The sequence below is a fragment of the Paramicrobacterium salitolerans genome, from assembly GCF_051513965.1.
Lineage (GTDB): Bacteria > Actinomycetota > Actinomycetes > Actinomycetales > Microbacteriaceae > Paramicrobacterium.
The window spans coordinates 1497434-1510078 of record NZ_CP195847.1; the positions used below are offsets into that span (position 1 = coordinate 1497434).

Annotated in this window: 13 protein-coding genes; all 13 read right to left on the minus strand. The window is 61.0% G+C overall.

The window, feature by feature from the left end; translation table 11 throughout:
• Positions 1-11: 11 nt before the first annotated feature.
• The 13 genes from ACSAGD_RS07150 to hrcA all read right to left on the minus strand — a co-directional run bounded on the left by ACSAGD_RS07150 (position 12) and on the right by hrcA (position 12572).
• A complete protein-coding gene (locus tag ACSAGD_RS07150; RefSeq protein ID WP_437585013.1) occupies positions 12-818 on the minus strand; it encodes an isoprenyl transferase in 807 nt (268 codons plus the stop codon).
• Positions 815-1558 (minus strand): DNA repair protein RecO, encoded by a 744-nt coding sequence (recO, locus tag ACSAGD_RS07155; protein ID WP_437585014.1) that lies wholly within the window; start codon positions 1556-1558, stop codon positions 815-817. Before recO ends, ACSAGD_RS07150 begins: the two co-directional genes overlap by 4 nt.
• 77 nt (positions 1559-1635) lie before the next feature.
• Entirely contained in the window at positions 1636-3402 is a 1767-nt protein-coding gene (gene leuA, locus ACSAGD_RS07160; RefSeq protein ID WP_437585015.1) for a 2-isopropylmalate synthase, read from the minus strand.
• Positions 3403-3556: 154 nt separating this feature from the next.
• A complete protein-coding gene (locus ACSAGD_RS07165; RefSeq protein WP_437585016.1) occupies positions 3557-4225 on the minus strand; it encodes a response regulator in 669 nt (222 codons plus the stop codon).
• A 16-nt stretch (positions 4226-4241) separates the two neighbouring features.
• On the minus strand, positions 4242-5414 hold the full coding sequence (locus ACSAGD_RS07170) for a sensor histidine kinase (protein WP_437585017.1): 1173 nt from the start codon (positions 5412-5414) through the stop codon (positions 4242-4244).
• Between the two features lie 95 nt (positions 5415-5509).
• A complete protein-coding gene (era, locus tag ACSAGD_RS07175) occupies positions 5510-6412 on the minus strand; it encodes a GTPase Era (protein ID WP_437585018.1) in 903 nt (300 codons plus the stop codon).
• The gene (locus tag ACSAGD_RS07180) at positions 6409-7698 is read right to left on the minus strand and encodes a hemolysin family protein (protein WP_437585019.1); all 1290 of its coding nucleotides are present in this window, start codon (positions 7696-7698) and stop codon (positions 6409-6411) included. The genes era and ACSAGD_RS07180 overlap by 4 nt, the downstream gene beginning before the upstream one ends.
• Positions 7699-8163 (minus strand): rRNA maturation RNase YbeY, encoded by a 465-nt coding sequence (gene ybeY / locus ACSAGD_RS07185; protein ID WP_437585020.1) that lies wholly within the window; start codon positions 8161-8163, stop codon positions 7699-7701.
• The gene (locus ACSAGD_RS07190; protein ID WP_437585021.1) at positions 8160-9245 is read right to left on the minus strand and encodes a PhoH family protein; all 1086 of its coding nucleotides are present in this window, start codon (positions 9243-9245) and stop codon (positions 8160-8162) included. Before ACSAGD_RS07190 ends, ybeY begins: the two co-directional genes overlap by 4 nt.
• Entirely contained in the window at positions 9232-9588 is a 357-nt protein-coding gene (locus tag ACSAGD_RS07195) for an HIT domain-containing protein (protein WP_437585022.1), read from the minus strand. The genes ACSAGD_RS07190 and ACSAGD_RS07195 overlap by 14 nt, the downstream gene beginning before the upstream one ends.
• A 34-nt stretch (positions 9589-9622) precedes the next feature.
• Positions 9623-10351 (minus strand): 16S rRNA (uracil(1498)-N(3))-methyltransferase, encoded by a 729-nt coding sequence (locus ACSAGD_RS07200; RefSeq protein ID WP_437585023.1) that lies wholly within the window; start codon positions 10349-10351, stop codon positions 9623-9625.
• Position 10352: 1 nt separating this feature from the next.
• Positions 10353-11453, minus strand: a complete 1101-nt coding sequence (gene dnaJ / locus ACSAGD_RS07205; protein ID WP_437585024.1) for a molecular chaperone DnaJ — start codon at positions 11451-11453, stop codon at positions 10353-10355.
• 84 nt (positions 11454-11537) lie between these two features.
• Complete coding sequence (gene hrcA / locus ACSAGD_RS07210; RefSeq protein WP_437585025.1) at positions 11538-12572, minus strand: heat-inducible transcriptional repressor HrcA; 1035 nt, start codon at positions 12570-12572, stop codon at positions 11538-11540.
• Between the last annotated feature and the right edge of the window lie 73 nt (positions 12573-12645).

The window sequence follows — 12645 nt, forward strand, 5'->3', positions numbered from 1 at the left end:
TCAGTCATTCCTCAGCGGGGCCGGGGAGAGTCCACGGCTCCCCCAAAGCGTCGGTCGCGGCCTACGAAACGTGTCACGGCCTCCCAGAGATCCTCGCGCGTGAAATCGGGCCAGAGAGTGTCAAGGAACACCATTTCGGCATACGCACTCTGCCAGAGAAGAAAATTGCTGGTCCGCTGCTCCCCCGAACTGCGAACGAAGAGGTCGACTGGCGGAAGCTCGGGAACGTACAGGCGGGAGGCAATGGTCTTCTCAGAGATACCGCCCGGTTTCAGACGGCCGGAGGCGACGTCAGCGGCGATTGAACGAACCGCGTCGGCGATCTCAGTGCGGCCGCCGTAGTTGACACACATCGTGAGAGTCAGCACCGTATTGTCTCGAGTGAGGCGCTCAGCGTACTGCAGCTCTTTGATCACGGACGACCACAGCCGTGGTTTTCGGCCGGCCCAGCGAATGCGTACGCCCCACTCATTGAGTTGGTCCCGCCGACGGTGGAGCACAGCTCGGTTGAAGCCCATGAGAAAACGAACCTCCTCCGGAGAGCGCGCCCAGTTCTCCGTGGAGAAGGCGTAGACGCTGATGTGTTTGATCCCCATCTGGATCGCACCGGCAACGACATCGAGGAGCGCCGCCTCACCGGCCTTGTGACCCTCGATACGCGTCAGTCCTCGCCCATTCGCCCAGCGCCCGTTGCCGTCCATCACGATCGCCACATGAGAGGGAATCCCAGCGCGCGGAAGATCAGGAGGATAGATGCCGGTCCAATCAATGGGACGGTAGGGCACGGCATCCTTGTGCGTGAACGGCTTCGGACTCACTGCTGCCTTTCTTCCGGCGACGAGCTCAGATGGGCGAACGAACGCAGACCGCGTTCAAGGTGCCACTGCACATACGCTGCGACGATACCGCTCGCTTGGGCACGAACTCGCTCCTCTGATGCCTCAACGACATCCCACTGACCCGCGAGGAGAGCTCCGAGATGTTCGCGCACCTCGGCGGCGATTCGAGGCGATCCCGGCGGGGCGCACTCTGTGCAGACGACGCCGCCCATCTGGACGACGACCGTGGCGTGCGGTCCTTGTGCCTGACAGCGCGAACAGTCGTGGAAGCTCGGAGCCCAGCCCGCGAGCGAAAGCGCGCGGAGAAGATACGAGTCAAGCGTCTGAGAGGGAGTGTGCTCGTGACGTGACAGCGAGCGAAGCGCACCAAGAAGAAGCACATACTGATTGCGATTGGAATCTGATTCGGTGAGTTTGTCCGCTGTCTCCACGATCACGTTCGCAGCCGTATAACTGTCGTAATCGGCGACAATGTGCTGGCCGTATGCGCCGAGGGTCTCGGCCTGCGTGATGGTGTCGAGACTTCGTCCTTCGTAGAGCTGAAGATCGGCGACCATGAACGGTTCTAAACGCGAGCCGAAACGGGAGCTGGTTCGTCGGATTCCCTTTGCGACGGCACGCACCTTTCCATTTCTGCGTGTCAGCAGCGTGACGATGCGGTCGGCCTCGCCCAGTTTGTGGGTCCGGAGGACGACACCCTCATCTCGGTAGATTGGCACACTCGATTATCTCGCGACTCACTGCGCTTTCGCAGAGTGCCACGCAGTCGCACCGCGCTCGAACCGCCCGTGAGAGGTCACACGCTGACGGCTTCGCGGGACTCCTCTCGAGCACTCAGACGCTGTCCACGGTTGACCGCGGAGATGATGGCCTTCAGTGATGCGACGGAGATGTCGCCGTCGATGCCGATTCCCCAGAGTCGGTGGCCGTGCACCTGGAGTTCGACATATGCCGCGGCAGCGGCATCGCCGCTTGCACTCAGAGCGTGCTCGACGTAGTCGTACAGGGTCACCTCCACCCCGTGACGGTTCATCACGTTGAGGAAAGCCGCGATCGGTCCATTGCCGGACGCGGTGTGCTCGGACACGTCGTTACCGTCACGAAGCGAGACCTTCAGCTCGACGCCGCCGTTGCCGTCGCTCGTCGTACGAAGTGCTCCGAGCTCGAAACGACCCCACTTGGCACCGTCCGATGCGCTCGGCAGATACTCATCGCTGAAGATCTTCCAGATCTCCTCGCTGGTAACTTCTCCCCCATCGGAGTCGGTTTTGGCCTGGACGACCGAGGAGAACTCGATCTGCAATCGACGGGGAAGATCGAGACCGTGGTCCGACTTCAGCAGGTAGGAGACACCGCCCTTACCCGACTGCGAGTTGACGCGAATGACCGCCTCATACGTGCGGCCGAGGTCCTTAGGATCGACTGGCAGGTACGGAACAGCCCACGGCAGATCGTCCACCTCTTTGCCAGCTGCCCCGGCTGCGGCGGCCATCGCCTCGAATCCCTTCTTGATGGCATCCTGATGCGATCCACTGAAGGCTGTGAAGACGAGGTCCCCCGACCACGGGCTCCGTTCATGCACCGTGAGCTGGTTGCAGTACTCAGCAGTCCGCTTGATCTCATCCATGTCGCTGAAATCGATCTGAGGATCGATGCCCTGCGTGAACAGGTTCACACCGAGTGCGACGAGGTCGACGTTGCCTGTCCGCTCACCGTTTCCGAAGAGGCATCCTTCGATGCGGTCAGCGCCCGCCATGTACCCGAGCTCGGCAGCCGCGATTCCGGTGCCGCGATCGTTGTGAGGATGCAGCGACAGAATGACGTTCTCTCTGTGGTCAAGATGCCGGCTCATCCATTCGATCGAGTCTGCATAGACGTTCGGAGTCGCCATCTCCACTGTCGCAGGCAGGTTGATGATCACCTTGCGCTCAGCGGTCGGCTCGAAGACGCCCAGCACCTGGTTGCAGATGTCTGCCGCGAATTCGAGCTCGGTTCCGGTGTAGCTCTCGGGCGAGTACTCGTAGTACACCGTGGTCTCCGGTATCAACGACTCCATCTGCTTGCAGAGCCGTGCACCGTTGAGAGCGATGTCGATGATGCCTTGCTTGTCAGTTCGGAACACGACGTCACGCTGCAGAACGCTCGTCGAATTGTAGAGATGGACGATCGCCTGCTTAGCTCCCTTCAGGGACTCGTAGGTGCGCTTGATGAGGTGCTCCCGCGCTTGAGTCAGAACCTGGATCGTGACGTCCTCGGGGATGGCGTTCTCTTCAATGAGAGAGCGAACAAAGTCGAAGTCCGTCTGGCTCGCACTAGGGAACCCGACCTCGATCTCCTTGTAGCCCATCCGGACGAGAAGATCGAACATGACTCGCTTGCGCTCCGGGCTCATCGGGTCGATGAGCGCCTGATTGCCATCCCGCAGGTCGACAGCGCACCAGCGTGGAGCCTTCTCGATGCGAGCGCCTGGCCACGTACGATCCGGCAGATCCACTGTGATCTGCTCATGGAACGGGCGGTACTTGTGAATCGGCATCCGAGATGCCTTCTGATTGTTCTTCATGACGTTCTGTTCTCCTCGCGATCGCTCTTAAGCCAACGACAGACTCCGCGACGAGAACGGCTCAGACTAAGCCTCGTCGCGGCAGCTAAGGAGAAGCGCGGTGAAAAGCACGAGATCAGAATAACACCATTGCGGCCCCTCGCGGAGCGCGCGACTAACGTGCGATCCCATGCTCATATGCGTAGATGACTAGCTGAACGCGATCACGTACGCCGAGCTTGGAGAGCACTCGGCTGACGTGAGTTTTGACCGTAGCTTCGCTCAGGTACTCTCTGCTGGCGATCTCTCCGTTGCTCAGTCCGGATGCCGCCAGCCGGAAGATGTGCTTCTCTCGTTCTGTCAATGCAGTGAACTCGGGCGGTTCGATAGGGGTTGCCGAGGGGGTGCCCATATAAGAGAGAAGCGCTTTCGTCGCCCCCGGCGCGATGACCGCGCTGCCCGCATAGACGGAACGTATCGACGCAAGCAGAAACTCTGGCTGTGAATCCTTCAGCAGAAATCCGCTCGCACCGATTCGAAGCGCTCGTGCTGCGCCCTCGTCAAGCTCGAAGGTTGTGAGCACGATGATACGAGGCGCGCGGCGGCCGGCCGCATCCGCCTCGGCCAATATCCGTGCAGTCGCTTCGATTCCATCGAGCTCAGGCATCCGCACATCCATGAGGAGGACGTCGGGCTGAACTTCGCGGGCAAGTCGCACTCCGGAGTGGCCGTTGTCAGCTTCCCCGGCGAATGTGAGATCAGGCTGTGAGTCGATGAGCATCTTTATGCCTGCGCGGAAAAGGGACTGATCGTCGATGAGCGCGACGCGGATCGGCTCGGTCATGCAACAGTCTCCCCACTCATCTGATCGGCAGCGCAGCGTGGACGCGGAATCGACCAGCTGACGATGTATCGATGTCGAGCGTACCGCCTGCGAGCGTCGCGCGTTCCCGCATGCCGGGCAGGCCATGCCCGCGAGTTCCGCCGTCGCTTCCCGATGCCGCAGATGTGCCGACGGAGTTCTCGATGATGACGTTGTACGTAGAATCTCGCGTTTCGGTGATGACAGTGACCTCGCTATTTGGGACTCCGTGGTGAAGCGCATTCGTCAAAGCCTCTTGGAGGATGCGGTATGCCGCGATCTGCCGGCCCATCGGAAGGTCTGGGTCTGCGCCGATCTGAGTGCGCGAGATGGTGAGCCCGGCAGCGCGCATTCGATTCAGAAGAGAGTCGATCTCGTCGAGGCCGGGCTGAGGTCCGGCATCCTGTTCATGTCTGAGCTCGCTCAACAGGAGACGAACATCTCCCAAGGCATGTCTTGCAGTACTCGACACTGTCTCGAGAGTCTCCGCGAGTGCGTCGGGGTCCCCTTTGTGAACGTAGCGTGCGCCGTCGGCTTGCGCGATGACGACCGCGAGCGAGTGAGCCACGACATCGTGCATGTCACGGGCGATGCGATTTCTCTCCTGCTCGACGACGGTGGCACGCTCTGCATGCCACCGAGCTTCATCCGCGCGGAAGCGAGCGATACCCGCTTCTCTGGCTGTCGCGGCAGTGCGCATCAGCTGGCCGAGAGTCCAGGACAGCCCGAGTACGACGACGCCAGCGATCGCGCCCGTCAGCATCGCGAATCCGACGACCGTGAAGTCAGTGGTCGTGATTGGTGTGGTGGCGTACATGATGAGCACCACGTAGCCGGAAGCGATGACGCCTCCGATGATGGCAGATGAGAGCCCGTACCAGCGCACCCAGCCGCGTCCGTATCGTGCCGTCGCATACAGAACGAACGGAATGACCACGTTGTAGAAGCTCGGCGGTATTCCGCATCCCATCTGGATGATGACGGCAACCCACGCGAGCGTGAGAGACAGAAGCGGCGATATGCGGCGGAGGACGAGCGCTCCATTCATCCCCAGGAGCACAAGCGAATCCAGAACATGACCGTGGATGATGAAAGGAAGACTCAGCAGCACCAGGACGACACCCGCGATGCCGTCCGCGGCGTACTGGCCTGGTCTGAGAGCCCGGATCATGGAGCCCAGATTAGTCGTGTCCTCCCCCTGACTCTGACGCCCGCCGGGCATTCTCATCCTTCAGACGACGGGAATCATCCTCCAGAGTTACTCGGTCAGAATCCCAGACGCCCCAGCTGTTTGGGGTCGCGCTGCCAGTCCTTTGCAACTTTCACCCGAAGGGAGAGATACGCCTTCGTGCCCAGCAACTCTTCGATTTGTCGCCTCGCCGCGGAACCGACTGACTTCAGGCGCTCGCCGCCTCTGCCGATCACAATCGCCTTCTGGCTGTCGCGTTCGACGAAGAGGTTCGCGTAGATCTCAACGAGCTCTTTGTCGTCACGCTCGATGATGTCATCGATCGTCACAGCGAGCGAGTGCGGAAGCTCCTCACGGACGCCCTCGAGCGCCGCCTCTCGAATGAACTCTGCGATACGATCTTCGTCTGACTCGTCGGTCGTGCGCTCGTCAAGATACAGTCGCGGGGACTCGGGCAGCAGCGAGATGAGCTCCGACACGAGAACATCGAGCTGGATGCTCTCCTGGCTGGACAGTGGGATCACGGCATCCCATTCCCTCAGCTGCGAGACAGCGAACAGCTGGTCTGCAACGGCACCCTTCGAAACCGTATCGATCTTCGTCACAATCGCTACTTTCCTCGCTCGAGGAAAGGCATCCAGCTGTTCGTTGATGCGGCGGTCACCAGGGCCGATTTTCTCATTGGCAGGCACGCACATCCCGATGACGTCCATGTCACTGAGCGTCGACTCGACGAGATCGTTGAGCCGTTCTCCGAGTAATGTTCGGGGCCTGTGGATGCCGGGAGTGTCGACGATGATGAGCTGACCGGCCTCCGCGTTGACGATTCCGCGGATCGCGCGTCTGGTCGTCTGCGGCTTTGCACTGGTGATCGCGATTTTCTCGCCGACGAGAGCGTTCGTGAGCGTCGACTTGCCCACGTTCGGACGTCCGATGAATGAGACGAACCCTGCGCGGAACGGAGCAGTTTGTGAAGTCACGATGCCTCCTCGGCAGTTTCGTCGTCCGCGGTCTCGTGATCGCGTTCGACCAATATCGTACTGATCTCACCTCTCCGCCCGCGGGTACGCTCCGCGACGAGCAGCAGTCCGAGAGCGACGGCTCTGTCACCGGGAACGGGGAGCCGGCCGAGCGATTTCGCGAGAAGGCCGCCGACCGAGTCGACATCGTCATCATCGAGGTCCAGATCGTATAGGTCGCCAAGCTCGTCAATGGAGAGACGACTGCTCACGCGATAACGGCCGGGCGCGATCTCCTCGACATCCGGAGGCTCCTGGTCGTACTCGTCAGCGATGTCTCCGATGAGTTCCTCGATCAGGTCTTCCAATGTGACCAGACCGGCGATTCCGCCATACTCGTCGACAACCATGGCCAGATGATTGGACTCCAGCTGCATTTGCTGCAGCAGGTCATCTGCCTTCTTCGATTCGGGGACGAACATCGCGGGGCGCATGAGCTCAACCACGGCGGTGCCCTGTGCAGCCGCATCGCCTTCATAGACCACACGGGCAAGATCCTTCAGATAGAGGATGCCGAGAACCTCGTCGACATCATCAGCTATGACGGGGGCACGCGAGATTCCCGTGCTGAGAAATGTTCCAAGCGCCGCGGCCGCAGCCGTTTCGTGATCGATGCTGACCATGTCCGTCCGTGGAATCATGACCTCACGCACGAAAGTGTCGTTGAACTCGAAGATTGAGTGGATGAGTTCCCGATCGTCCTCCTCGAGCACTGCGGCCTCCGTGGCCTCGTCGACCATGCTGAGAAGCTGCTCTTCAGATGAAAATGAGACGTCACGGGGAACACCGGGCGTAACACGGTTGCCGAGCGCCATGAGTGCGTGTGCGAGAGGGCCGAGAAGGCGGCGAACGAAATGGATCAGGGGAGCTGTGAAGGAGAGAATCGCGTCAGCATGATTGCGTCCGAAGCTTCGCGGGCTGGCACCCACGAGAACGAAGGAAACGACGGTCATGATGAAGGCGGAGAGCAGAAGGGCCGGCCACAGGTGCTCGAACAGCAGCGAGAACGCAAGAGTGACGAGAACGGCCGCGGTGGTCTCCGCGAAGATTCTCATGAAGTTGATCGAGTTGGTGTGCGCACCGGGCTCCGCAGCGATCGCCTGCAGAGATGAGGCAGTGCGCCTGCCTCGTGCCATATCGATGATGTCACCGCGCGACTTGACGGCGATTGCCGCGTCCGCTGCCGCCATGAGGCCTGCGAAGCCGACGAGCAGAAGGGCCGCGACCATGAAGATCACCGGGAGCACTTAGCCTCCGCGTCGTTCGATCGTCGCGAAAGAAAGGAGGATGTCGCGCTGAATGCCGAACATCTCCCGCTCTTCATCTGGTTCGGCATGGTCGAAACCGAGCAGATGGAGAACTCCGTGAGTCGTCAGTAGCAGGAGTTCGTCGAGAGTGGAGTGTCCCGCCTTCTCCGCCTGGAGTTCCGCCACCTGAGGGCAGAGAACGATATCTCCGAGCAAACCCGCCGGCGCCGGGTTGTCCTCCGTTCCGGGACGAAGTTCGTCCATAGGAAAGCTCAGCACATCCGTGGGTCCTGGCTCGTCCATCCACTGTAGATGCAACTGTTCCATTGCACCTTCGTCGACCAGCATGATGTTCAGATCTGCCTCGGGGCTCACATGCATGGCCCCGAGTGCGTGGTTGGCGAGGCGGAGAAGCGCCCCCTCATCCACGTTCACGGACGATTCGTTGTTGACCTCGATACTCATGAGCTGAATCCTCCCGGGTTGCGCTTTCTGTCTCGTGGCGCCGCACCACGTCGCTCAGCCCGGTTGGCGAAGTCTCGAGCCTGCTCTCGTTCGTAACGCTTGGCTTGCTCGCGCTGATCGTATTCGCTGTAGGCATCCACAATCTGACCGACAAGAGTGTGGCGCACGACGTCGTCGCTCGTGAGGCGATGGAATTGGATGTCCTCGATATCTGAAAGCACACGGGTGACGAGACGCAGTCCGGATGCTGCGCCGGGCAGATCGATCTGCGTGACATCTCCGGTCACCACCATCTTCGAGCCGAAGCCGAGGCGTGTCAGAAACATCTTCATCTGCTCTGGCGTGGTGTTCTGCGCTTCGTCCAGGATGACGAAGGAGTCATTGAGTGTGCGGCCTCGCATGTACGCGAGCGGGGCCACTTCGATGGTTCCGGATGCGAGCAGCTTCGGAACCAGCTCTGGATCCATCATCTCGTTGAGAGCGTCGTAGAGCGGCCGCAAATACGGATCGATCTTGTCCGTGAGCGTCCCCGGAAGGAATCCGAGACGTTCCCCAGCTTCGATGGCCGGGCGCGAGAGGATGATTCGCGATACCTCTTTGCGCTGCAGCGCCTGCACTGCCTTTGCCATCGCCAGATACGTCTTGCCGGTACCGGCGGGACCGATGCCGAAGGTAATCGTGTTCTCATCGATTGCGTCCACATAGACCTTCTGGCCGGCAGTCTTCGGTCGGATCGACGTGCCACGAGAGCTGATGATCGGCTGGCCGAGAATCTCAGAGGGCGTGTGCATGCCCTGATCAATCAGCTTTGATGATGTTTCGACATCGGACTGACCGAGGTCGTGTCCGTTTCGAACCATGACGAGAAGCTGCTCGATGAGTTCACGCGTCGAACGTACGGAATCGCGCGGACCTGTCAGGGTGATTTTGTTTCCGCGCACATGGACGTCAACGTCGGGATGCTCGTGCTCGATGCGGGTAAGGAGTCTGTCCTGTGGCCCGAGAAGGCGCACCATGGCAATGCCGTCGACGTAGATCTCCGCCGTCTCCGATCCAGACGGAGGCTGTTCAGTGTCCGACAAGAGTTCCCTCTCCGAGATTGCCGGCGAGCACATGAGCATGGACGTGGAAGATCGTCTGTCCAGCGGCTTCGCCGTTGTTGAAGATAAGTCGATACTGTCCGTCGGAGCGTTCATCGGCGATCTGCTTCGCCATCGCAACAACCTCGGCGAGCAGCTCCGGGTCGCCGGCTGCGAGAGCAGTGACATCTGCGTACTCGTCGGTCTTGGGCACCACGAGCACGTGGAGATCCGCCTGTGGGCTGATGTCCTCGAACGCGATGACTCGGTCGTTCTCCGCAACGATAGTCGCCGGAATCTCACGGGCGATGATGCGGCTGAAGATACTCGGGGTGGACTCACTCATAGTGCCATCCTACGGATTACCACCTATCGTCGCCTCACCAAGTTCCGGCGGCGACATTCAACACCGCAAGCGCCGCCGCACCGGCAGATGACGTTCGGAGCACGGTTTCTCCCAGGCGCACCCGCTCGCCTCCGGCCTCCACGAGCGCGCTGAGCTCGTCAGGGGCGAGACCGCCCTCTGGGCCCACGACCAACAGGGTGTCACGCGAGTCGAGACGAATGCTCGACAGCCGGGTCTTCGCGGTCGGGTCGAGAATGAGCAGCCGATCTCGGTGCGCGCGGTCGCAGATTTGCTCCGTCGTGGCCAGATCGCTCACGGTAGGGACATACGGCCGGATGGACTGCTTCGAGGCCTCACGAGCGATCGTCCGCCAGCGCGCCACCCCTTTGTCCCGTTTCAGCCCCTCCCACCGGGAGACGCTGCGACGTGCCTGCCACGGAACGATTCCAGTCGCCCCGAGTTCCGTGCACATCTGCACAGCCCGCTCGTCTCGGTCGCCCTTGGCCAGAGCCTGGACGAGCACGATGGCGGGTGAGGACGCCGCGTGACTCTCAGCTGAGACGACATCGATCGTCAGCTCTCGATTTCCGATGTCGCTCACCGTGCCCTCGACGAGGAGACCCTGACCATTGCCCACCATGATGCGCTCGCCAACGCGGACACGAACCACGCTGATGGCGTGCTTGGCTTCGGCTCCCCGAAGAGTGACGGTTCGATCTACCGCGTCTGGAGTGAGCGTCTCATCGAAGAACAGGGTGCTCACGTCAGCTCACAAAGCGATCTCGAAGTTTCGCGAAGAGCCCCTGCTGGAAGTGAGCCAGCTGCGGCTTCGGATCACGACGCCGCTCTCCAAAGCTTCGAATGAGCTCGCGCTCCTTATGGTCAAGACGAGTCGGAGTCACCACTTGGACGCCGATGCGGAGATCTCCGCGTGTGCTGCTTCGAAGCCCGGTGATGCCGCGCCCCTTGATGACGAGCACGTCACCGCTCTGAACTCCTGGACGGATCTCGACATCGACGTCTCCGTCCAGCGCTTTGAGCGTGCTGGTCGCACCGATGATGGCGTCTACCATCGAGACCTCGAGCGTGCAGAGAACGTCATCGCCGTTTCTGCTGAAGACATCGTCATGCCGGACTTTGATCTCCAGATACAGATCGCCGGAAGGACCACCACCGGGGCCCACCTCACCGCTTCCCGGCATCTGCAGGCGCAGACCGGTGTCGACACCGGATGGGATGTCCACGGACACCGTGCGGCGGGCGCGCACGCGCCCCTGCCCCTGGCAGGTGACACACGGGTGCGGGATGATCGTTCCATACCCGCGGCACGAACCGCAGGGAGCGGCGGTGACGACATTGCCAAGAAGTGATCGCACGGTGCGCTGGACCTGCCCCGCCCCGTGGCAGATGTCGCAAGTGACCGGTGAGGTGCCTGGTTGACAGCAGGATCCTTGGCACGTTTCGCACATTACCGCTGTGTCGACCTCGATCTGCTTCGTCGTCCCGAACATGACGTCGAGCAGGTCGACCTCGATTCGCAGGAGCGCGTCCTCCCCACGCTCCTGACGGGAGCGGGGCCCGCGAGATGCGCCCCCGCCACCGAAGAATGTATCGAAGATGTCCCCGAAGCCGCCGAAGCCACCGCCTCCGCCGAAAGGATTGCGACCGCCTGCGTCGTACTCCGCGCGCTGCTGCGGATCGCTCAGGACGTCGTACGCATGAGTGACGTCCTTGAACTTGTCTGCAGCCTCTGAGCTGGGATTCACATCTGGGTGCAGCTGTCGAGCGAGCTTGCGATATGCCTTCTTAATCTCGTCGGCCGACGCGTCGCGTGACACGCCAAGGGTTTCGTAGTGGTCAGCCACTCCTGGCCTTTCGTCGTCCTATGCCGTTTGGGCTCGTCCGGCATTGTCTGAGTGTCTGTGCGCCGAGCCTCGCACGAAGCTGAGTCACTCCTCGCCGAGGAGTTGGGTGAGATACCGTGCAACAGCACGGACTGCCGCCATATTTCCCACGTAATCCATTCTCGTCGGTCCAAGGATCCCCAGGCGGGCGATTTCGCCAGCAGAGGAACGGTAACCGCTCGCGACGATACTGGTCTCATCCAGTCCGAATGGTGCGTTCTCACGGCCAATGCTCGCTGCGACCCCGAACTGGTCGGCCTGCATTTCACCGAAGAGTCGCAGAAGCACAACCTGCTGTTCGAGTGCCTCGAGGACAGGGAAGATGCTGCCGGTGAAATCTTCTTCCGTTCGCGCAAGATTCGCAGCCCCTGCCATGACGAGCTTGTCCTGGCGATAGTGGCTGAGAACCTCGAGTACGACGCTTGAGAGCAGTCGGAAGAGCGGAGTGTCGTCGGCAGAAACTGCGTCCGGCGACGTGTCGAGACGGCGGGCCAGTATCGCTGCGGCCTCCTCAACAGTCTCACCAGTCGCCTCACCGTTGATCATGATCTTCAGACGTTCGATCTCCGCGTCTTCGAGGGGCTGCGGAACGTCCACGAGTCGCTGATCGACACTTCCGTTATCCGTGATGACCACGACAAGGAGCGCGTTTGACCCCACGGTCACGAGTTCGATGTGGCGCACGCTCGCCCGCGCAAACGAGGGATATTGAACAAGCGCGACCTGATTCGTCAACTGCGAGAGCAGCCGCACTGTGCGTCTCAGCACATCGTCCAGATCCGCCGAAGGCTCGAGGAACATCTCTATTGCCCGACGCTGGGCAGGAGTGAGCGGGCGTCGATCCGCCAATTGATCGACGAAGAGACGATAACCCTTGTCGGTAGGAACCCTGCCCGATGACGTGTGCGGCGCGGCGATCAGTTCTTCTTCTTCGAGTTGAGCCATATCGTTACGGATCGTCGCCGCGGAGACACCGAAATTATGCCGATCCACGATTCGCTTGGAGCCGACGGGCTCGCGAGACGCGACGTAGTCCGTCACGATCGCTCGGAGCACATCAAGACTGCGTTCCGACACCATCTGGCTCACCTCCCATTGGCACTCGCGTTCCCAGAGTGCCAATTCTAGTCTGTTCGACTCCGGCCCGGCTAAT